This is a genomic window from Thalassospira xiamenensis M-5 = DSM 17429 (assembly GCF_000300235.2).
Classification (GTDB): domain Bacteria; phylum Pseudomonadota; class Alphaproteobacteria; order Rhodospirillales; family Thalassospiraceae; genus Thalassospira; species Thalassospira xiamenensis.
Genome location: NZ_CP004388.1, coordinates 1,122,193 through 1,142,663, shown reverse-complemented (window position 1 = coordinate 1,142,663; position 20,471 = coordinate 1,122,193). Strand labels below are relative to the sequence as shown.

At 54.7% G+C, this 20,471-nt stretch carries 18 protein-coding genes; 6 read left to right on the top strand and 12 right to left on the bottom strand.

The annotated features are described in order from the left end of the window. Positions 1–8: 8 nt before the first annotated feature. Together cyoB and cyoA are read right to left on the bottom strand one after the other, a co-directional pair. Positions 9–2,018: a cytochrome o ubiquinol oxidase subunit I gene (gene cyoB, locus TH3_RS05260; RefSeq protein WP_007090741.1), complete on the bottom strand. Its 2,010-nt coding sequence runs from the start codon at positions 2,016–2,018 to the stop codon at positions 9–11. 92 nt (positions 2,019–2,110) lie between these two features. Continuing rightward, a complete protein-coding gene (gene cyoA, locus TH3_RS05255) occupies positions 2,111–3,241 on the bottom strand; it encodes a ubiquinol oxidase subunit II (protein WP_007090740.1) in 1,131 nt (376 codons plus the stop codon). 426 nt (positions 3,242–3,667) lie between these two features. On the opposite strand from cyoA, the gene TH3_RS05250 reads away from it, so the two are divergent. Next, positions 3,668–5,008, top strand: coding sequence for an MFS transporter (locus TH3_RS05250; RefSeq protein ID WP_007090739.1), 1,341 nt, complete (start codon positions 3,668–3,670; stop codon positions 5,006–5,008). 74 nt (positions 5,009–5,082) lie between these two features. Here TH3_RS05250 and TH3_RS05245 read toward each other — a convergent pair whose 3' ends face one another. Further along, positions 5,083–5,775 (bottom strand): glutathione S-transferase family protein, encoded by a 693-nt coding sequence (locus TH3_RS05245; protein WP_007090738.1) that lies wholly within the window; start codon positions 5,773–5,775, stop codon positions 5,083–5,085. Between the two features lie 151 nt (positions 5,776–5,926). On the opposite strand from TH3_RS05245, the gene TH3_RS05240 reads away from it, so the two are divergent. Together TH3_RS05240 and zigA are read left to right on the top strand one after the other, a co-directional pair. Continuing rightward, positions 5,927–6,628, top strand: coding sequence for a glutathione binding-like protein (locus TH3_RS05240; RefSeq protein WP_007090737.1), 702 nt, complete (start codon positions 5,927–5,929; stop codon positions 6,626–6,628). 119 nt (positions 6,629–6,747) lie between these two features. Continuing rightward, positions 6,748–7,974 (top strand): zinc metallochaperone GTPase ZigA, encoded by a 1,227-nt coding sequence (gene zigA / locus TH3_RS05235; protein ID WP_007090736.1) that lies wholly within the window; start codon positions 6,748–6,750, stop codon positions 7,972–7,974. Positions 7,975–8,034: 60 nt separating this feature from the next. On the opposite strand, the gene TH3_RS05230 is transcribed toward zigA, so the two are convergent. Then, complete coding sequence (locus tag TH3_RS05230) at positions 8,035–9,726, bottom strand: methyl-accepting chemotaxis protein (RefSeq protein WP_040060594.1); 1,692 nt, start codon at positions 9,724–9,726, stop codon at positions 8,035–8,037. 282 nt (positions 9,727–10,008) lie between these two features. On the opposite strand from TH3_RS05230, the gene TH3_RS05225 reads away from it, so the two are divergent. Next, complete coding sequence (locus tag TH3_RS05225) at positions 10,009–10,518, top strand: TspO/MBR family protein (protein WP_007090734.1); 510 nt, start codon at positions 10,009–10,011, stop codon at positions 10,516–10,518. 119 nt (positions 10,519–10,637) lie between these two features. Further along, positions 10,638–11,651: an NADP-dependent oxidoreductase gene (locus TH3_RS05220; protein WP_007090733.1), complete on the top strand. Its 1,014-nt coding sequence runs from the start codon at positions 10,638–10,640 to the stop codon at positions 11,649–11,651. 77 nt (positions 11,652–11,728) lie between these two features. Here the strand turns inward: TH3_RS05220 and TH3_RS05215 are convergent, their stop codons facing one another. Beyond that, positions 11,729–12,571 carry a DUF3750 domain-containing protein gene (locus tag TH3_RS05215; RefSeq protein ID WP_007090732.1) on the bottom strand — a complete coding sequence of 281 codons (843 nt, stop codon included), beginning with the start codon at positions 12,569–12,571 and terminating at the stop codon, positions 11,729–11,731. A 146-nt stretch (positions 12,572–12,717) separates the two neighbouring features. Next, on the bottom strand, positions 12,718–13,692 hold the full coding sequence (locus TH3_RS05210) for a helix-turn-helix domain-containing protein (protein WP_007090731.1): 975 nt from the start codon (positions 13,690–13,692) through the stop codon (positions 12,718–12,720). 387 nt (positions 13,693–14,079) lie between these two features. Here TH3_RS05210 and TH3_RS05205 point away from each other — a divergent pair, with 387 nt between their 5' ends. Next, a complete protein-coding gene (locus TH3_RS05205) occupies positions 14,080–15,537 on the top strand; it encodes an aldehyde dehydrogenase (protein WP_007090730.1) in 1,458 nt (485 codons plus the stop codon). 81 nt (positions 15,538–15,618) lie between these two features. Here the strand turns inward: TH3_RS05205 and TH3_RS05200 are convergent, their stop codons facing one another. The 6 genes from TH3_RS05200 to TH3_RS05175 all read right to left on the bottom strand — a co-directional run bounded on the left by TH3_RS05200 (position 15,619) and on the right by TH3_RS05175 (position 20,377). Beyond that, positions 15,619–16,092, bottom strand: a complete 474-nt coding sequence (locus TH3_RS05200; RefSeq protein WP_007090729.1) for a YaiI/YqxD family protein — start codon at positions 16,090–16,092, stop codon at positions 15,619–15,621. 41 nt (positions 16,093–16,133) lie between these two features. After that, positions 16,134–17,378: an MFS transporter gene (locus tag TH3_RS05195; RefSeq protein WP_007090728.1), complete on the bottom strand. Its 1,245-nt coding sequence runs from the start codon at positions 17,376–17,378 to the stop codon at positions 16,134–16,136. A 131-nt stretch (positions 17,379–17,509) separates the two neighbouring features. Beyond that, positions 17,510–18,238 (bottom strand): amino acid ABC transporter ATP-binding protein, encoded by a 729-nt coding sequence (locus tag TH3_RS05190; protein WP_007090727.1) that lies wholly within the window; start codon positions 18,236–18,238, stop codon positions 17,510–17,512. Continuing rightward, positions 18,225–18,878, bottom strand: coding sequence for an amino acid ABC transporter permease (locus TH3_RS05185; protein ID WP_007090726.1), 654 nt, complete (start codon positions 18,876–18,878; stop codon positions 18,225–18,227). The genes TH3_RS05190 and TH3_RS05185 overlap by 14 nt, the downstream gene beginning before the upstream one ends. Further along, positions 18,871–19,542: an amino acid ABC transporter permease gene (locus tag TH3_RS05180; protein WP_007090725.1), complete on the bottom strand. Its 672-nt coding sequence runs from the start codon at positions 19,540–19,542 to the stop codon at positions 18,871–18,873. The genes TH3_RS05185 and TH3_RS05180 overlap by 8 nt, the downstream gene beginning before the upstream one ends. Positions 19,543–19,594: 52 nt before the next feature. After that, positions 19,595–20,377, bottom strand: a complete 783-nt coding sequence (locus TH3_RS05175; protein WP_007090724.1) for a transporter substrate-binding domain-containing protein — start codon at positions 20,375–20,377, stop codon at positions 19,595–19,597. Between the last annotated feature and the right edge of the window lie 94 nt (positions 20,378–20,471).

Below are 20,471 nucleotides of genomic sequence, written 5' to 3'. Positions count from 1 at the left end.
TCATTCCCTTACGCCTGCTGCTTTGCCAAAAGGGCGGTACGTTCGTCTTCGGTTGCAACAACTTCGCTGGCCGGGATGTGGTAATCACGGTTGTAGTTGAAGGTGTGCGCAATCGCGGTACCGATCAGGGCGATGAAGCTGACGGCGACAAGCCACCAGATATGCCAGATCAGCGCGAAACCGAGAACAAGCGACATCCCCGCAAGGATCGCACCGGCACCGGTGTTTTTCGGCATGTGAATGTCGAGGAACCCGGAAGTCGGGCGGACATAGCCACGCTTCTTCATATCAGCCCAGGCATCAAGATCGTGAACGACCGGGGTGAAGGCAAAGTTGTATGCCGGGGGCGGCGACGAGGTCGACCATTCCAGCGTACGGCCATCCCACGGATCGCCCGTTTCATCACGCAGTTCTTCACGCTTGATGAAGGACACGACCAGCGACATCAGGAACGATGCAATACCGATGGCAATCAGAACCGCACCAAAGGCAGCAATGATGAACCAGATTTGCAGCGAGCCGTCATCGAAATGGTTCATGCGGCGGGTAACGCCCATCAGGCCAAGGACATAAAGCGGCATGAAGGCGAAATAGAACCCGATCAGCCAGAACCAGAAGGACATTTTGCCCCAGAACGGGTCAAGCTTGTAACCGAACGCCTTCGGGAACCAGTAAACGATACCGGCAAACATCCCGAACACCACGCCACCGATGATGACATTGTGGAAATGCGCAATCAGGAAGAGGCTGTTATGCAGCACGAAGTCCGCCGGCGGAACCGCGAGCATCACACCGGTCATGCCACCAATCACGAAGGTCAGCATAAAGCCCATCGTCCACAGCATCGGGACGTCAAAGCTAATGCGGCCCTTATACATGGTGAACAGCCAGTTGAATATCTTGGCCCCGGTCGGGATCGAGATGATCATCGTGGTGATACCAAAGAAGGCGTTCACACTGGCACCCGACCCCATGGTGAAGAAGTGATGCAGCCAGACCAGATAGGACAGGATGGTAATAACGATCGTTGCGTAAACCATCGAGCTGTAACCGAACAGGCGTTTACGGCAGAAGGTCGAAACCACTTCCGAAAATACGCCAAATGCCGGCAGGATCAGGATGTAAACTTCCGGGTGGCCCCAGATCCAGATCAGGTTCACATACATCATGGCGTTGCCGCCAAGATCATTGGTGAAGAAATTCGTGCCGACATAACGGTCAAGCGACAGCAGAACCAGAACCGCGGTCAGAACCGGGAAGGCGGCAACGATCAGGATGTTGGTGCAAAGCGCGGTCCAGGTGAAGACCGGCATTTTCATCATCGACATGCCCGGTGCGCGCATCTTGACGATGGTCACAATCAGGTTCACGCCCGACAACAATGTACCGACACCGGCAATCTGCAAGGCCCAGATATAGTAATCAACCCCGACCCCCGGACTGTAGACAATGTCCGAAAGCGGCGGATAGGCCAGCCAGCCGGTTTTGGCAAACTCGCCAACAAACAGCGAGATCATCACCGTGATCGCACCCGCCGCCGTCATCCAGAAGCTGAAATTGTTCAGGAACGGGAAGGCAACGTCACGCGCACCAATCTGAAGCGGCACGACGAAGTTCATAAGCCCTGTCACCAGCGGCATCGCCACGAAGAAGATCATTATCACGCCGTGGGCGGTAAAGATCTGGTCGTAGTGATCGGGCGGCAGATAGCCAGCAACATCGCCAAAGGCAATCGCCTGCTGGGCACGCATCATGATCGCGTCGGCAAAGCCGCGCAAAAGCATGATCAGAGCCAGAATGATATACATGATACCGATCTTTTTATGATCGATAGATGTAATCCATTCATGCCACAGGTAACCCCACAGTTTGAAATAGGTCAGCGCGCCAACAACGACGATACCACCCAGAACAACCCCCGCGAATGTCACAGCCAGGATCGGCTCGTGGAACATCGGGAAGGAGTCGAGTGAAAGCCGGCCAAATATAAAATGCAAAAGGTCCGGATTTGAAAACATCGGATTACTCTTCTTTTCGATGCGGCAACGCACCGGCCGGGCCGGTGCGCAAGCCGCGAAGGGCCGGTCGACTTACATCAACCGGCACTGCTTCAGAACCCTGTCGATACGCTGGCAGGAACGGGGCTGAACCGGCTGTCTTCAGACCCGTTTTCAAAAAGCGGGATCGAAGAAATTTCCTGGCTCAGACCGCCTGTCGGCGTCGTGCAAAGCGTTGCCACGAATGATTCGGTCAACGGCAAAGGCTGGCTGCCACGTTCGCGCGGGGTGTCGTATGTCAGCGACATAACGTTATAGATACCCGCAAGACCGCCACCGCCATTTTTGTCGATATGCATCATTTCGTTCATGCACATTTTCGACTGATCGACGCACATATTCAGGATGGCCGTGTAAAGTTCCGGATCGACATTACCGAAATAGTGGACCGGTTCCGCAATGCTTGGCTTTTCAAGTTCCAGATATTCCGAACGGCCCAAAGTGGCGCTATCGGATTTGACTTTGGCAACCCAGTCATCAAAGCCTGCGTTGCTCAGCCCGTGGAACTTGAAGCGCATATGCGAGAAACCCTCGCCACTATAGTTCGCCGAAAACCCGTCATAGACGCCTTCCTCGTTGATCACGGCATGGAGCTTGGTTTCCATACCGGCCATCGAATAGATCATCCCGGCCAGTGCCGGAACATAGAAGGAGTTCATGATCCCCGAAGAGGTGATTTTGAACTGGATCGGCGTATCAATCGGTGCGGCCAGCTCATTGATGGTCGCAATCCCTTGCTCGGGATAGATGAACAGCCATTTCCAATCGAGGGAAACGACTTCTACCACCATCGGCTTGTGATCTTTCTCAAGCGGACGTTCCGCATCGATACGATCCAGCGGGCGGTATGGGTCCAGGGTGTGCGTACTGACCCAGGTGATCGCACCCAGCGCGATAATGATCGCAAGCGGGGCGGACCAGATGACAATTTCCAGCTTGGTGGAATGGTGCCATTCAGGATCGTACTCTGCATCCTTATTGGATTGACGATATTTCCAGGCAAAGAACACTGTCAGCGCCATCACCGGAAGGATGATGATCAGCATCAGGATCGTGGAAACAACGATAAGGTCGGCTTGCTGTGACGCAATATCGCCAGACGGATCCATCACGACCAGATTACATCCGGTCAGTAACGTGAACACAGAAGCAATTGCGACGCCGCGTGCAAGTTTTGAGAGCATGCGCTTCTACTTTGTCTGTCTCTGGAAGATGTTCTCACAAGCAACCATATGCTTGCGAGCCGCATAACCAGCCCACCGGACCGGCACACGTCGTACCCCAACCGTAGCGGCATATAGGAATTAAAATTCCAAACTTCCACGGAAGAGACACAAATTTGGCGAACTTTTTTCTTAAAGATCACCAGCAGAAAATTTCGCTCACTAGCTATAGCTGCGCCGCAACAATGTCAAGCAGGCCGCCAAACATCGGTTGGTGTTTATGATAATTATCAAAAAGCTGTAAACCATGCGTTGTGCAACGCAACACAATAATTGACACTGACGTTTGCAATTCACATGTCTATAATTAGACTCGATCCAATCAAGATGGCCAATCAAGATGGGTCCAATGAGAAGCAATGAAGTCAGATAATTAGGGAGACAGGCGTGAATCAACCCACTCATACCTTAGCGACCTCCACCTCCTCTGGACTGGAACGCGACGCACGCCAACACTCGGCTGGCACAGTCAACGACCCCGGACAGATCGCGCTTGGCGTGATTATCGGCCGGTCATCGGAGTTTTTCGATTTCTTCGTTTATTGCATCGCCTCTGTGCTGGTGTTCCCCCAACTCCTGTTCCCCGGCGAAAGCGCGATCGTCGGTACCATCCATTCCTTCTTTATATTCTCGCTGGCTTTCATCGCCCGCCCGATCGGGTCCCTCGTCTTCATGACAGTGGACCGGCGCTATGGCCGCGGCACAAAGCTGACGGTTGCCATGTTCCTGCTGGGCGGTTCAACCGCCGCGATGGCCTTTTTGCCAAGCTTTGACAGTGCGGGCATGTTTGCGATCTATCTGCTGTGCGTGCTTCGCTTTACGCAGGGGCTGGCACTTGGCGGTGCATGGGATGGTCTTGCCTCCCTGCTGGCACTCAACGCGCCTGATAATCGCAAGGGCTGGTATGCCATGATGCCACAGCTTGGCGCACCGCTTGGCTTCATTCTGGCATCCTCGCTGTTTGCCTACCTGATCCTGACCCTGTCGCCCGAGGATTTCCTCGCATTCGGCTGGCGCTATGCCTTCTTTGTTGCCTTTGCAATCAACGTGGTGGCGCTGTTTGCCCGTCTGCGTCTGGTCGCAACGTCCGAATTCGGAAGCCTGCTTGAAAAGAATGAATTGCAGGCCGTCCGTGTCCGCGACACCATCCGCCATCACGGCCGGACCGTGCTTCTCGGCGCGCTTGTGCCACTCGTCAGCTACGCGCTTTTCCATCTGGTCACTGTCTTCGCGCTTAGCTGGGTCGTGCTTTACACCCCGGCCAATCCGGGGCAGTTCCTGTTGACCCAGGGTGTCGGAGCGGTGCTTTGCGCGCTTGGCATTATCGCATCGGGCTTCATTGCCGATCAGATCGGTCGTCGCCGGTTGCTGGGTTATTCGGCGGCCATCATCGCGGTCGGTGCGCTCCTGACCCCGCTGCTTTATGCCTATAACATCATCAATGAAGGCATGATCGTTCTGGGCGGTTTTGCGGTTCTGGGTCTGTGCTTTGGTCAGGCGGCCGGGACACTGGCATCGAACTTCAAACGTGAATATCGCTATACCGGTTCGGCCCTGACATCCGATCTTGCATGGTTGCTCGGTGCCGGCTTCGCCCCGCTGATTGCCCTTCTGCTCTGCGTGGCTTATGGCCCGATTGGCGTTGGAGCGTATCTGCTTTCGGGGGCGGCGGTCACTCTGCTCGTCCTGCATTTCAACAAGCAGTTCGGACAGAAAAACACCGACTGATTGATCTTTCCCTATGTGAAACGAAACACCCCCGGCAGTCATCTACCGGGGGTGTTTTTGTTAAAATCGGACTATCAGCTGTAATTCGACGGGAACAGTGCCCGTTTGGCAACGTCATCCATTTCCGATTTGAAGGCATGGTCACTGCCAACTTTGCGTGCCCGTTCCACCGCAGGGCGGGTACAGATGCCCTGATACCATTTTTTCAGGTTCGGATAAGGATCAAGCGGCGCATCATTTTTCATGACGAATGCCGCCCGCTCGATCCAGCCCCAAAGTGACATATCGGCAATGGTATAACTGTCACCGACAACAAATTCGCGCTGGGCCAAGTGATCATCCATCACCTTGTAATGGCGTTCGATTTCCTTGCGATAGCGGTTCACACCGTAATCGTTGCCCGCCGGTGCCACATGCTGAAAATGCACCGCCTGCCCGGAAAACGGGCCAAGGCCCGATGCAATGAACATCAACCATGACAGCAATTCACCGCGATCTTCCGCCGTACCAAGGAACTTTCCGGTCTTTTCCGCCAGATATTGCAGGATGGCGTTTGAATCAAAAACGCGGGTTTCCTTGCCACCCGCCCCGTCGGTGTCAACAATCGCCGGGACCTTGCCATTCGGGTTGATTGCCAGGAATTCCGGGCTGTGCTGTTCGCCCTTTTTGGTGTCGACCGGATGGATTTCATAAGGCAGACCAGATTCTTCAAGGAAAAGCGAAATCTTGGCCGGGTTCGGGGTCGGGTGGAAGTAAAAGCGGATCATCGGGGTCTCCTGATAAGGGCGCGAAACCGTATTTTTCGCCTGCCCTTGAATTATGGAACGATCAGTTTAAATTGACGTATCAGAAACGTGTTGGCAAGGTCATAGTTTGAGATGAGCCACACATCATGAAAGTTAAAGGAGGCTTCGCCCCATGATTGATCTTTATTACTGGCCAACCCCGAACGGCCACAAAATCACGCTTTTCCTTGAAGAAGCCGGACTTGAATACAAAATCCATTCGGTCAATATCGGTGCCGGGGATCAGTTCAAACCGGAATTCCTGGCCTTTTCGCCCAATAACCGCATGCCTGCGATCATTGATCAGAACCCGGCAGATGGCGGCGATCCGATTACGGTTTTTGAATCCGGTGCCATCCTGCAATATCTGGCGGAAAAAACCGGCAAGTTCCTGCCGACCGATGTCCGGGCCAAGAAAACCGTAATGGAATGGCTGTTCTGGCAGATGGGCGGGCTTGGTCCGATGGCCGGCCAAAACCATCATTTCAGCGGTTACGCGCCGGAAAAAATCCCCTATGCCATCACGCGCTATGTCAATGAAACCAACCGCCTTTACGGTGTGCTGAACAAGCGCCTTGATGGCCGCACTTTCATCGCCGGGGACGATTATTCGATTGCCGATATGGCCTGCTATCCGTGGATTGTCAGCCATGAAAAACAGCAGCAGGACCTGAACAACTTCCCCAACCTGAAACGCTGGTTTGAAAACATCCAAGCCCGCCCGGCAACCATCGCGGCCTATAAGGCCGGCGAAGGTCTGCGATCTGGCGAGATGAGCGAAGAGGACAAAAAAGTCCTGTTCGGCCAAACCGCCAGAAGCACCCAAAACACCTGATCCAATTTGTTATGCGCAATGCCCCTGCCCGTTCGGGCGGGGGCATTTAAAACCGGTTGCATCGTAATCCCAAACCCAATAAATGTTATGTTATAACATAACATTTAAAAGGAACCATCATGCAACGCCTTCCTGTTACGGTTTTGTCCGGGTTTCTCGGTGCAGGCAAAACCACCCTGCTTAATCATGTGCTGAACAATCGCGCCGGGCTGAAGGTCGCGGTAATCGTCAATGATATGAGCGAGGTCAATATAGATGCCGACCTGATCCGCGATAGCGGGGCAGCACTTTCGGCAATGGATGAAAAGCTGGTTGAAATGACCAATGGCTGCATCTGCTGCACGCTGCGTGACGATCTTTTGATCGAAGTCCGCCGTCTGGCCGAAGAAGGCCGGTTTGATTATCTGCTGATCGAATCAACCGGCATATCCGAACCCTTGCCAGTTGCCGCGACGTTCGATTTTCGCGATGAAACCGGCCAGTCTCTTGGCGATATTGCCCGACTTGACACCATGGTGACGGTTGTTGATGCCGCGCGCATGATTGCCGATTACAGCAGTACCGATTTCCTTAATGACCGGGGCGAAAGCCTTGGCGACGATGATGACCGCAGCATCGTCGATCTTCTGGTCGATCAGATCGAATTTGCCGATGTGATTGTGCTGAACAAACTTGACCTGATTGGTGCAGACGAACGCAAAATCGTGCTTGGCATCATTCGCGCGCTCAATGCCGATGCCAAAATCATCGAAACCGATCATGGCCAGGTTGATCCGCATGAAATCCTCAATACCGGGCTGTTTGATTTCGACCGCGCGCAGGATCATCCGCTTTGGGCCAAGGAACTATATGGCTTTGCCGATCATGTGCCCGAAACCGAAGAATACGGCATCAAAAGCTTTACCTTCCGCACGCCTTTGCCGTTTCACCCCAAACGTTTTTACGATTTCATCCATTCCGAATGGCCGGGCATTATCCGCGCCAAGGGGCATTTCTGGATCGCCACACGCCCCAACTGGGTTGGCGAAATCAGTCAGGCCGGGGCTGCGGTGAAGCACGAGGCCCTTGGCACATGGTGGTGTGCGGTACCGCGTGATCGCTGGCCCGACAACAATGACTGGCGCGATAAGGTGCTGTCGAACTGGGATCCGACTTTCGGCGACCGTCGGCAGGAAATCGTCTTTATCGGCCTTGCCGATCAGATGAACGAAGCAACCCTTCGCGCCCGCCTTGCCGCCTGCCTGATTGACGAGGACGCGGCATTGGACGCCGGAAGCTTTGAACCCGACCGCTATAAATCCCTGCCTGATCCCTTCCCGGTCTGGGGCCGCAAAACCGCGGCATAAAAAAAGCCGCCAGCCTTTTCACGAGGCTGGCGGCGTCAATGATCTTTGCGAACCCGCAGCTTAGGCGCTTCGAACCTCGGCCAGGAAGGCTTCGACGGCATCGTTCAGAACCGCCGCCTGACGTCCAAGACCTTCGGCAAGGCCAAGCACCTCGTTCGAAAGCTTTTCAGCATCATCCGCGGCCGAAGAAACGCCCGTGATGTTTTCCGAAACATCACGGGTGCCGTGTGCTGCCTGTTCGACATTACGTGCGATTTCCTGGGTTGCGGCACCCTGTTCTTCAACGGCTGCTGCAATCGTGGTTGTCGCACCGTCAAGACGGCGGATGGTTTCGGCAATCTCGGCAATGGCCGTTACCGCGTTGGATGTCGCAACCTGAATATCACCGACCTGGGATCGGATATCCTCGGTTGCGCGTGCAGTCTGGTTGGCAAGGTTTTTGACCTCGTTGGCCACCACGGCAAAGCCTTTGCCTGCATCACCGGCTCGCGCCGCCTCGATGGTAGCGTTAAGCGCCAGAAGGTTGGTCTGTTCGGCAATATCGGTAATCAGCGAGACGACCTCGCCAATCTGGTTTGCCGCCTCGGCCAGCAGTTCGATCTTCTGGTGGGTGTCTTCGGATGTGCGAACCGCACCATTGGCAATGGAAGATGATTGTGCGACCTGATTGCTGATTTCCGCAATCGAGGCACTCAATTCCTCGGCTGCCGATGCAACGGTTTCCACGTTGCTCGACATTTCCTGCGAAGCTGCGGAAACAATGGTCGAACGCTGACCAACCTGTTTAGAGGTATCGGTCATCGCATTGGCGGAATGCTGCATGTTACCCGATGCCTGAATAACCTGTGCAACCACCTGCCCGACGCTGGCCTCGAAACTGTCGGCCATTTTGCGAAGTGCGGCGCGTTTTTCTTCCTCGGCAACACGCTCCTGCTCTTCACGCGCTTCGCGCATTTCTTCCATTTCGATTGTTTTCGATTTGAAGATATCCATGGCGCGGGCCAGATCGCCGATCTCGCTTTTCTGATCGGTATATTTGACGTCGATCTTGTGATCGCCCTGCGACAGACGCAGCATGTTTTCCGAAATGGCATAAAGCGGACGGGTAATGCCCCGGCTGATCATCAGCGAAACACCGACAACCGCACACAAGACCGCCAATGCCACCAGCCCCATCACCAGCATGCTCTGCATGAAGACGGCATTCACGTCATCAATGTATATCCCTGTGGCAACAACCCAGCCCCACGGCTTGAACGCCTTGACGAAGGAAAGCTTCGGACGGAGCTTGTCAGACTTTGGCACCTGATAGGTATAATCGACAAAGCCCTGCCCCTCTTCTTTGGCGACACGGGCGAATTCGCGGTAATGGTGTTTACCCGATCCATCAACCGCATCACTCAGATTCTTGCCAACAAGATCCTTCTTGATGTCATGGATCAGAACCACCGGCGTGTAATCAAACACAAAGAAATAGTTGGTTTCATCATACCGAAGGGCCGCCACCGCCGCCTTGGCCGCATTTTGCGCCTGTTCGGTGGTCATTTCGCCGGACTGTTCCATCGCATGGAAATGCCCAATCAGGCTGATTGTTGATTCAACCAGATTTTTGGTTTTTGCCTTACGATCTTCAAGCATATTGCTGCGCAATTCGGTCAGACCGAACGCCCCAACCAGCAGAGCCGCAAGGATCGCCCCCGCGACGATGATCAGCATTCGCGTGCCGATCTTCATTGAATTCAGATTGAACATTTCCATCCCCATAAGCCAGTGCCTAAACGTTGCCAACATGTTGGCAACGTTTTGTTCTTTTCAAGTAGCCCGCCACCGGCGCACCTTATTTTACATTTCCGGCGGTGAGAATAATCAGACTATATCAGCGCATACAATATTCACACATATTTCAGCTGTGATATTAATCACTTATGGAGCTATATTTATCATGGCTTCACGGTCGTTCGGGCGGGCATCCTCTTGCGGATAAGCCTTCTGGTCCGATCTATTGGATGTCCAATGGCAGACAGGGATAAAACCATGACCGATCACACCGGCACCATCTTCAAGCCCAATCATCGCACGCGCGTCTTTGCCCTGATTGCGTTCATGGTGCTGTGTCTGATTATTTCGGCAGCAGGCGGGGCCGTCACGGCAACCAGCGTCCATGACTGGTATCCGACACTGGAAAAGCCGTTTTTCAATCCGCCAAACTGGCTGTTTGGTCCGGCATGGAGCCTGATTTATTTCCTGATCGCCTTTAGCGGCTGGCGCGTCTGGCTTAAACGCGGGATTTACGGGGCAAAGGGCCCCTTTGCCATCTACGCCGCCCAACTGACCCTGAACCTTTTGTGGTCATTCCTGTTTTTCGGGGCGCAGTCACCATTTCTCGGGCTGGTCGATATCATCCCGCTTCTGATCCTGATCATTGTCAATTGCGCGATGTTCTGGCGGATTGATCGTCTGGCGGGGATGCTTCTGGTGCCCTATGCATTGTGGGTTGGCTTCGCTACATTGCTCAACGGATCGATTTATTTTCTTAACCCCTGAAACACTCCTGAAACCAAAGGGCTTTTGAAATTCGACCGAAATCCGCCATTGCGAAATGACGGTCAGAATCCTACGTCGGGCACATCTTAGCGTGCATAAAACCGACCGAGGAGGCCCAGATGAGCATTGCAGCAAAGGAAATCCACCTTTTACATTACCCCGATGGCGTTCCCACCACGGAAGACTTCGCGGTAAGAGACAGCGTCCTGCCAAATCCGCTTGACGGGGAAGTCCTGATTGAAAATATCTGGATGTCGGTCGATCCCTATATGCGCGGTCGCATGACCAAACGCAAAAGCTATATCCCGCCGTTCGAACTGAATGCCCCGCTTGAAGGCCACGCGATTGGCCGGGTCATGCAAAGCCGCGACCCACGCTTTGCCGAAGGGTCGCTTGTTACCTCGATGACCGGCTGGCGCAGCCATGCACTGCTTGAACGTGATTACCTGCATCCCATCCCCGATATGCCTGATATTCCATCCGAAAAGTTTCTGGGTGTGCTTGGTATGCCCGGCATGACGGCCTGGGTGGGGTTGAACCGGATCGCCAATTGCAAGGCGGGCGATACCGTCTTTGTTTCCGCCGCCGCCGGGGCGGTTGGATCTGTGGTTTGCCAACTCGCCAAAGCCAAGGGATGCCGGGTTATCGGATCGACCGGTGATAGGGACAAGGCAAAATGGCTGCGCACCGAATTGAACGTTGATGCGGTAATAAATTACCGCGATACCGACGACCTTTCAGGAAGCCTTGGCGAAGTCGCCCCGCAGGGCATTGATGTTTATTATGAAAATGTCGGCGGCGCGCATCTTGGGGCCGCCCTTGATCATATCAATACTGGCGGGCGGATTGCCGTATGCGGCATGATTTCAAACTATAATGACAAATCCCCGCAACCCGGCCCACGCAACCTGTTCAGGTTAACGACACAACGCGCGAAGATGGAAGGCTTCATCGTCAGCGACCATTGGGGCAGTTACCCCGATTTCGTGCGCGAAGGGGCCGATTTGGTCCGAAGTGGGCAGCTCAAAAGCCGTGAAACCGTGATCAAAGGACTGGAAAACGCCCCCGAGGCCTTTATCGATCTGTTCAAGGGTAAGAATACCGGCAAGATGCTGGTTAAACTCGCCGATTGATCCGCCATAGAAGCCCTTAAAAAAACAAAGCCCCGCCAAATCAAAATGAGCGGGGCTTTGTCGTTTGGTTCATGCTCTCAATACGCTGGCGTTCCGGCACCGTCGGCATCCGCTGCTTCTTCGGCTTCTGCGGCTTTAACCGTCTCGACATCGCCAACCGGGGCAACATTATCCATGCCCAACCTACCGACAGACGGCAGACGCAGGGCCGGGCGATTGAAATCAATGCCAAGGTTAAGACCCAGCAGGTTCAACTCGATCCCTTCTTCAAGACCGATGGAAAAACCAAGCAGCCCCAAAAGATTGGCCTGAATACCCTGACCACTGGATGACAATCCGACTGGATCGGTGATCGCACGGAAATCCTTGCCAATCGCGTTGGCCGGCATATCAAGATCAAGGTCGGGCACGCTGCGCCCGATATGGGCGACAAAGGTATTGCTGTTTGGCCCCGGATAGCTGCGATACTGATCCGGATAGGGATAATCCTTGATCGCGGCTTCGATCTGATCGATCAGATCATCGACACCCTCGCCGCGATGATCGGCCAGAATTTGTGGCTCGGAGCCAAACCACAACCCATCGGGCAAGGCATAATTCTTGCGCACCACATTGCCCCCGCCCCAGCCAACAACGTCATATCGCGTGTAACTGGTTTCACCAGCCCGCTTATAGATGATCCACGGATGAACCGCGAAATAACCACGCCAGCCATAAGTATGGGCCGCCATGACCTGCACAATCGCAATATCGGCATTTGCCACCGGATCGGCGGCAACGCCCGATGAATGGCGCGGTGCATTACGCCATGTCTGGCGTTTTTCGGCCTTTTCGGCGGGCGGGTCCTGCGCAAGGCTGATGCCAAACGGCAGCACAAGCATCGCCAGAAAGCCCAGAATGAAATTTCTGCCTTTTCTCACCAATCAATCCTGTCAGATGTCACGTTTCATTAATGTTACGATGTGAAACGACAAATAAGATCAAAAAATGGCAATTGGTTTGCAAAGCAGCATCAAAAAACGGTGAGGCTTTGCGACAATTCTGCGACAATTGCCTTGCGCCCCCCTTATGGCCACGCGGCAAAGGTATGGTCGCGCGCCCGTTCCTCGGCCCGGCGCAGGCGGCGATAAGCGCCGGGTGCCTCGCCCATGTAACGTTTGAAAAACCGGCTGAAATAGGCCGGATCACGAAAACCAAGCCCATAGGCGATCTGCGCGACCGCCAGCGGACTTTGTTCCAGCCGCATGCAGGCTTCGCGAATGACACGCTCATGCACGAGTGTCAGGGGCGGCTTTCCGGTCGCCCGCATCACCGCCGACCCCAGCCGCCGCTCGCTGACGCCAAGGGCCGTGGCATAATCGGCAATGTTCCAATGTTCGCGAAAATGAAGCTCTAGCGTCTGCAAAAACCGCTGAAACGTGATCGATCCGGGGCGATGTTTATCGCGCTGTTCGATCATCCCTTTGGCCAGTCGCAAAACCATCGTCAGGATGATCTGAAGATGCGCCCCAACCACGATCCCAGCACCAAGCCCATTTTGCATAAGCTCCGCCCGGATCGCATCAAAGCTGCGCGCAAGTAACGTCAGATTATTGCTGCCCTCCGCCGGGGTGACGTTATGAACCGTATCGGCGGCAAACCGTAACGGCAGCCCCCCGCCCGGCACTGGCGGCACACTTGTGCCGGTTGAACTGCCCCCGCAATGGCGCGCCACCAGATCGTCCGCCGCCGATAACAGATATCCATCCGCCCCGGCATTGACGGATATCGCCTGCGTTTCGCCAAGCGGCAACCACACAAGTGCCGGGGCATGACAATCAATCGTGCCCTGACGCAACCGGATATGCGCCCGCCCCGACAGCATCAAAACCGCATGGCACCGGTCCCGACGCGCCCGGTCATTCATCACCCATTCCTGGGACGACAATGCATGATCAAAACGGTACATCACTGCCTGTGTCGTGACCGGCACTGGATCATCAAACGGTTGGATGCCAAACGCTTCCGGGTGTTGATTTTTTGCAATCACCGGCGAAACCATGCCTTTTTGATCCTGAAACATTCCAAATGGTTATATGTAAAATAGTACAATTTTTCGTCTTAAAATGTCAATTTGACCACCTTTACATCGGAACGCTTACAGCGCTTACTAATATTGCGGTCAAAACAACCGCCAATAACAACAAGACATATTGAACAATGCGTTTCCGTTATTTTGCACATGCGAGTAAACGGACAGGAGGATACGTCACTTTTTTACTTTGAACATCAAAGTAGATAACAGATTTTCTGTATCCATCTTCCTGAGGTAACGCCAAAGCGGGAAAACCGAAATCACTGCCCAAAGACCTTTCCGGGTCTTACCCGGCGCAAAGCTGCCTTTCGCCGCCGCACAGCAGAACATAAAGAAGAAATCAGGAGAAACGTCGTGAACGATGCCAAGCTATTGATCAACAACGAAGCCGTGAATGCCACCAGCAACCGGACATTCGAACGCAAGAACCCGGTCACCGGCAAGGTCGCAACCTCTGCTGCCGCCGCCAGCCCAGCCGATGCGCGCAAGGCCGCCGATGCCGCCGCCGCCGCATTCCCGGAATGGTCAAAAATGGGTCCGGGCGCACGGCGCAAGATTTTGCTCAAAGCCGCCGACATCATGGAAGACAAAGGCAACGAGTTTGGTCGTCTCGTCCTTGAAGAAACCGGCAGTACCCGCATGTGGGGCGGTTTCAACGCCCATCTTGCGGCCAATATGCTGCGCGAGGCCGGTGCAATGACAACCCAGATTCAGGGCAACCTGATCCCGTCCGACACGCCGGGCCTGATGGCCATGGGCATTCGACAGCCGGTTGGCGTGGTTCTGGGCATTGCGCCATGGAATGCGCCGGTCATCCTTGGCACGCGCGCGATTGCCATGCCGCTTGCCTGTGGCAACACCGTGGTGCTCAAGGCATCCGAACTGTGCCCCGCCCTGCATCGCCTGATCGGGCAATGCCTGGTCGAAGCCGGCGCACCGGCCGGTGTCATCAATGTCGTGACCAACGCCCCCGAAGACGCCCCGGAAATCGTCGAAACCCTGATCGCCCATCCGGCAGTGCGCCGCATCAACTTTACCGGCTCCACCCGGGTTGGCCGCATCATCGCCAAACTGGGGGCGGAACATCTTAAACCGGTTCTGCTTGAACTGGGTGGCAAGGCACCTTTCCTTGTGCTGGACGATGCCGACATTGACGAAGCGGTCAATGGTGCCGCATTCGGGGCCTATATGAACCAGGGCCAGATTTGCATGTCGACCGAACGCCTGATCGTTGACAATGCGGTTGCCGATGATTTCGTTGCCAAACTGGCCGCCAAGGCCAAAACGCTGACCGCCGGCGATCCGGCAAAGGCCGAACATATTCTGGGCGGTGTCGTGAATGTCGAGGCCGTCAACCGGATCGAAGAGCTGGTCGAAGACGCGGTTTCCAAGGGCGCAAAACTGGTCGCCGGTTCCGGCAAGGCACGTGATGGCGTGCTGATGGATGCGACCCTGCTTGATCACGTCACCCCCGCCATGCGGATTTATGCCGAGGAAAGCTTTGGCCCGGTCTGTGTTGTTATCCGTGCCGGTAACGAAGACGAAGCTGTCCGCATCGCCAATGACAGCGAATATGGTCTGTCATCTGCCGTCTTTTCGACCAACATCCCGCGCGCGATGGAAGTCGCCAAACGGATCGAAAGCGGCATCTGCCACATCAACAGCCCGACCGTTCAGGACGAAGCCCAGATGCCGTTTGGCGGGGTGAAAGCCAGCGGCTATGGCCGCTTCGGATCGCAGGCATCGATTGATGAATTCACCGAAATGCGCTGGATCACGATCCAAAGCGGCAAACGCCACTATCCGTTCTAGGAATATCACATTCCGCAGGGGGGAAGCCCGGTCGCACTCCCTCAGATGATCGGCCGGGACCTGTGGCAGGCCGCCTTGCGCTTAACCGCGTAGGGCGGCCTGTATCGTGACTTCCAGCATATTGGAAAACCGCGACCGGTCCTTCTGGGTAAAGCCCGCATTGCGGCCCTGCTCCCCGGTGACTTCGCGCATATGGGCGGCAATTTCACGCCCCGCCAGCGCATTGCCGATATTCGCCTCGGTAAATTCCTGACCATTGGGTCGCAACACGCGCGCCCCGATTTCAAGCCCCCGCGATGCCAGCGGAATATCGTTGGTTACGATTACATCGTTTCTAACCGCATTTTCGGCAATCCAGTCGTCGGCGGCATCGGGTTCCGGCGGCACAATCACGATCTGGACCAACGGATTGCGCGACGGGCGAATACCGCCGTTTGACACCATGATCATTTCCAGACGATGGCGTTCGGCCACACGTTCGCATTCCGCCTTCACCGGGCAGGCATCGGCATCGACAAACAAACGCGGGCGCGTATTTTGGGTTTGTTCTGACATGGCGCGATCATCGCCGGGACACGATGAAAGTCAAGCCATCTTCACGCTGTCCCTATTGTCCGCTCTGAATGCTTTGCTTCGCGCATCAACACCAAAACAAAACAGCCAATCGCCGCAAGGCCACAGGCAAAAAGTGTTGTCGTGCGGAAATCAAATGCACTGGCCACAAGCCCGGTCAAAAGATTGCCGACCAGTCCCCCAACAAAAAGCGAACTCATATAATAGCTGGTCGCGACACCGGGCTGCTCGGGGGCAAAGTTTTGAACAAACGTCATGCTGATCCCTGCGAAGATGCCGTAATAAAGCCCGTCAAGCACCGACAGAACAAGAACATCGGCCAGACTGTCGGCACTGTGGATTGCCCCAAAGAAGATGATGGCAAGGATCGCTGCAATCACCATGCCCTTGCGTTCGCCGACCTTGCGAATGATTGATGCGCAGTAATAAATCACCACCACTTCGACAAAGCATTTAACGGTCAGCTCAAGACCGGCTGCAGACGGCATCAAACCAAGCTCGGTCGAGAAATAAAGCGGCATGGCCGACACAAAAACCACATTCCCGGAACCCAGCAAGAACACCGGAATACAGGCAACCAAAAGCCCGCGATTGAACGGAATCTTTGCATTGGGATCAAGCATTCCGGGATGGTGGGTCCGAAACGCAGCAGGCACAACCATCAAACAGACGCCAAACCAGATCACCGCCAATGCCGCAATCGCGTAATAGGTCACGGCAAAGCCATATGCCCCGAAAACCGTCAGCGACACCGCAGGTCCGACCATCCAGCCAAGCGATGTCTGCATCCGCAGGAATCCATTGAATTTGGCGATATTGCGCCCGGTCTGCTCGGCAAAGAGCCGTCCAAACGAATAGACAACCGACAAAACCCCGGACCCGACACCCAGCAACACCGACACAATCGCCAGATACACCCAGTAAACCTGAAAAGTACCCAGCAACAGCATACCCGCGGCAAAGCAGGTAACACTCGGGATCACAAGGAAACGGATCGGCACACCGCGATCAATCGCGCGCCCGTATGCCCGGTTGGTCAAAAGCGTGACGCAAACCTGCACAATCGCAACAAGGCTGGTTTTCCAGGGTGGTTCGCCCAGTCCTTCAACAATATAAAGCCCGGTCAGGGGAGCAACACAGCTTGTTGCAAACGCCCCGATCAGCACCAGTGCAAGAACCAGCAACGGATATCGGTCAAGCCGTGCCAGCATGGCATTCATGGCAGGCTGTTCATTGGGACTATCCGGTCCTGTAACCCCGTCGCGCATTTCACTGATGTCCTTGTTATCGGGTGGCGATATCAAAGAACCGTTCTAGCGTTTCAACTAAAAAGAGTGAAATTTTTTCCGCGTCCCGCGATCAGGATGTCACAAAACCATCACAGCCTGTCCGGCTGCGATCACGCCAACCCACCAACAAAGCTGGCAAGTTCCGGGGTTTTCGGATTGGCAAAAACGTCTTCGGGGGCACCACTTTCATGAATGCGGCCCTGATGCATGAAGACCAGTTTATCGCACACCTCGCGCGCGAAACGCATTTCATGCGTCACCATCACCAATGTCATGCCCTCCTCGGCAAGCTGGCGCACGACAGCCAGAACCTCATTCACCAGCTCGGGATCAAGGGCCGATGTCACCTCGTCACACAGCAATACACGTGGCTTCATGGCAAGGGCACGCGCAATCGCCACGCGCTGCTGCTGCCCGCCTGAAAGCTGATCGGGGTAATGCATCATCTTGTCGGCAAGCCCGACCTTGGCCAGCATTTCCTCGGCCACTTCTTTCGCCTCGGCCTTTGACTGCTTTTTCACGACCTGCGGCGACAGCATGACGTTTTCAAGTGCTGTGTAATGCGGGAACAGATTGAACTGCTGAAACACCATGCCAACGTTAAGCCGAAGCGTAAGCACATCCGTATCGCGGTCACCAACCTTCTTGCCCGCCACCATGATCGTTCCGTCATTGATGGTTTCAAGGCCGTTGATGGTGCGCAAAAGCGTGCTTTTGCCCGACCCGCTTTTCCCGATCAGGGCAATCACCTGCCCTTCCTCGATCTTAAGATCAATGCCTTTAAGGACTTCGAGCTCGCCAAAGCTTTTGTGGATAGCGTGCAGTTCAACGAGCGACATGACGAAGTTTTCCTTCCAGATGGCGGGCATAAAGCGAAAGCGGGAAACAGATCAGGAAATACATGACGGCCACACAGCCATAGACCGTAAAGGGCGCATAGGTCGCGTTGGTGATCATGGTTCCGGCCTTGGTCAGTTCGACAAACCCGATGATCGAGGCAACGGCTGTCCCCTTGACCACCTGCACCGAAAAACCGACCGTCGGCGGCACCGCAATACGAAGCGCCTGCGGCAGAATGATATAGCGCATCTGCTGGCGGAAATTCATGCCAAGGCTTGCCGATGCTTCCCATTGGCCAAGCCCGATGGATTCAACGCACCCCCGCCAGATTTCGGTCAGAAACGCACTGGTAAACAGCGTTAACCCCAACATCGCCGCGATCCAGGGCGACACATCAATCCCGATCAGCGGCAGACCGAAGAACACGATGAATAGCTGCATCAAAAGCGGCGTGCCCTGAAACAGTTCGACATAGCCGCGCACCAGTCGCATCGCCCACGGATTACCGGCGGTCCGAACCATCAAAAGCAAAAGCCCGACAATCCCGCCCAGCACAAAGGCGGTAAGTGACAGCAACACCGTCCAGCGTGCGGCCAGCAGCAGATTATAAACAATATCCCAAAGGCTGAATTCAGACATGACTGCGCCGTTCAAACAGGAAGTTGCCAAATATCTTCAAACCCCAGCGCAGCAATACCGACATCACCAGATAAAGTGCGGTCGCCACGAAATAGACCTCGAAGGCACGGAAATTGACGGCCTGGATATAGTTCGCCGCAAAGGTCAGCTCCTCGGCCGCGATCTGCGAACAGACCGACGACCCCAACATGACAATCACGATCTGGCTTGATAATGCCGGCCAGATTTTCTTGAGCGCCGGACGGATAATGACATAGCGGAAAATCTGCACCCGGTTCATCGCAAGGCTTTGGGCGGCCTCGATCTGCCCCTTGGGGATCGCAAGGATACCCGCCCGGATGATTTCGGTCGAATAGGCACCAAGATTGACGATCATTGCCAGAACCGCAGCCTGAAATTCACTTAGCTTCACGCCAAGCGCCGGAAGACCGAAAAAGATAAAGAACAACTGCACCAGAAACGGCGTATTGCGGATCAGTTCCACATATATGCCGACGATCTGGCTGATGACGGGGGCACGCGATGCGCGCGCCCACGCCCCCAAAGTCCCCAGACTGACGCCAACCACAGCTCCGATGACGGTCAGTTCGGTTGTCAGAACAACCCCGTCAAGCAGCAATTGCCAATGCGGGACAATTGCACCGAAATCGAATTCATAAGCCATTGAAACCAAGCAATCCGGTCAGGGGTGAAGCCATCAGTCAATCAAGTCAGGATCAGAGCTTTTCCGGCAGCGGAATGCCAAGCCACTTTTCGGCAATCGCATTCAGACGGCCATCGGCAATCGACGCCGCAATGATCTCGTTGACCTTGGCTTTGAATGCATCCTCTTCCTTGTTCAGCCCCACATAGCAAGGGGAGTTTTTGATCAGGAATTTCGGCTCCGGCTTGCGCGGCGGGTTGCGTTCGATGATGGCCGCTGCCGTGACATTGCCGGTCGCAATCAGGTCAACCTGGCCCGAAAGGAAGGCCGAAATCGTGCCGTTATTATCCTCATACCGTTTGATTTCGAGATCCGCCGGGGCAATTTTGGTCAGTTCCAGATCTTCAATCGCGCCGCGCGTCACACCAACCGAATGCCCCGCAAGGTCTTCGGCACCCTTGACGTCGATATCAGCCGGGCCAAAAACGCCGTTATAGAACGGTGCATAGGCATCGGTGAAATCAATCACCTTTTCACGGTCCGGGTTTTTGCCAAGACTGGAAATCACCAGATCGACCTTGCCGGTGGTCAGATACGGGATGCGGTTGCTGGACGCGACCGGCACCAGTTCAAGCTTCACACCAAGGTCGCTTGCGATCAGGGCCGCCATATCGATGTCATAGCCCTTGGGCTGCATGTCGGTGCCAACGCTTCCGAACGGCGGAAAGTCCTGCGGCACGGCGACTTTCAAAACGCCGGCTTCCTTGATGGTATCAAGTGCCCCTGCTGATACGCCTGCCAGCGGGGCCGCAATCATGGCAATCGCGACGATGGTTGATTTCAGAAATTTGTTCATTTGCCTCTACCCGTATGAAAGTGGATTATTAGACTTATTTTTAATCTGCATAAAATAACTGCATAAAATTTATGCTATTGTCTATGGGTAAATT

What these genes read in the sequence shown, in the direction of transcription:
- cyoB (WP_007090741.1), bottom strand. Translation starts at nt 2,018, where the DNA reads ATGTTTTCAAATCCGGACCTTTTGCATTTTATATTTGGCCGGCTTTCA.
- cyoA (WP_007090740.1), bottom strand. Translation starts at nt 3,241, where the DNA reads ATGCTCTCAAAACTTGCACGCGGCGTCGCAATTGCTTCTGTGTTCACG.
- TH3_RS05245 (WP_007090738.1), bottom strand. Translation starts at nt 5,775, where the DNA reads ATGATCCGCTTTTACTTCCACCCGACCCCGAACCCGGCCAAGATTTCG.
- TH3_RS05240 (WP_007090737.1), top strand. Translation starts at nt 5,927, where the DNA reads ATGATTGATCTTTATTACTGGCCAACCCCGAACGGCCACAAAATCACG.
- zigA (WP_007090736.1), top strand. Translation starts at nt 6,748, where the DNA reads ATGCAACGCCTTCCTGTTACGGTTTTGTCCGGGTTTCTCGGTGCAGGC.
- TH3_RS05230 (WP_040060594.1), bottom strand. Translation starts at nt 9,726, where the DNA reads ATGTTCAATCTGAATTCAATGAAGATCGGCACGCGAATGCTGATCATC.
- TH3_RS05225 (WP_007090734.1), top strand. Translation starts at nt 10,009, where the DNA reads ATGACCGATCACACCGGCACCATCTTCAAGCCCAATCATCGCACGCGC.
- TH3_RS05220 (WP_007090733.1), top strand. Translation starts at nt 10,638, where the DNA reads ATGAGCATTGCAGCAAAGGAAATCCACCTTTTACATTACCCCGATGGC.
- TH3_RS05210 (WP_007090731.1), bottom strand. Translation starts at nt 13,692, where the DNA reads ATGGTTTCGCCGGTGATTGCAAAAAATCAACACCCGGAAGCGTTTGGC.
- TH3_RS05200 (WP_007090729.1), bottom strand. Translation starts at nt 16,092, where the DNA reads ATGTCAGAACAAACCCAAAATACGCGCCCGCGTTTGTTTGTCGATGCC.
- TH3_RS05195 (WP_007090728.1), bottom strand. Translation starts at nt 17,378, where the DNA reads ATGCGCGACGGGGTTACAGGACCGGATAGTCCCAATGAACAGCCTGCC.
- TH3_RS05190 (WP_007090727.1), bottom strand. Translation starts at nt 18,238, where the DNA reads ATGTCGCTCGTTGAACTGCACGCTATCCACAAAAGCTTTGGCGAGCTC.
- TH3_RS05185 (WP_007090726.1), bottom strand. Translation starts at nt 18,878, where the DNA reads ATGTCTGAATTCAGCCTTTGGGATATTGTTTATAATCTGCTGCTGGCC.
- TH3_RS05180 (WP_007090725.1), bottom strand. Translation starts at nt 19,542, where the DNA reads ATGGCTTATGAATTCGATTTCGGTGCAATTGTCCCGCATTGGCAATTG.
- TH3_RS05175 (WP_007090724.1), bottom strand. Translation starts at nt 20,377, where the DNA reads ATGAACAAATTTCTGAAATCAACCATCGTCGCGATTGCCATGATTGCG.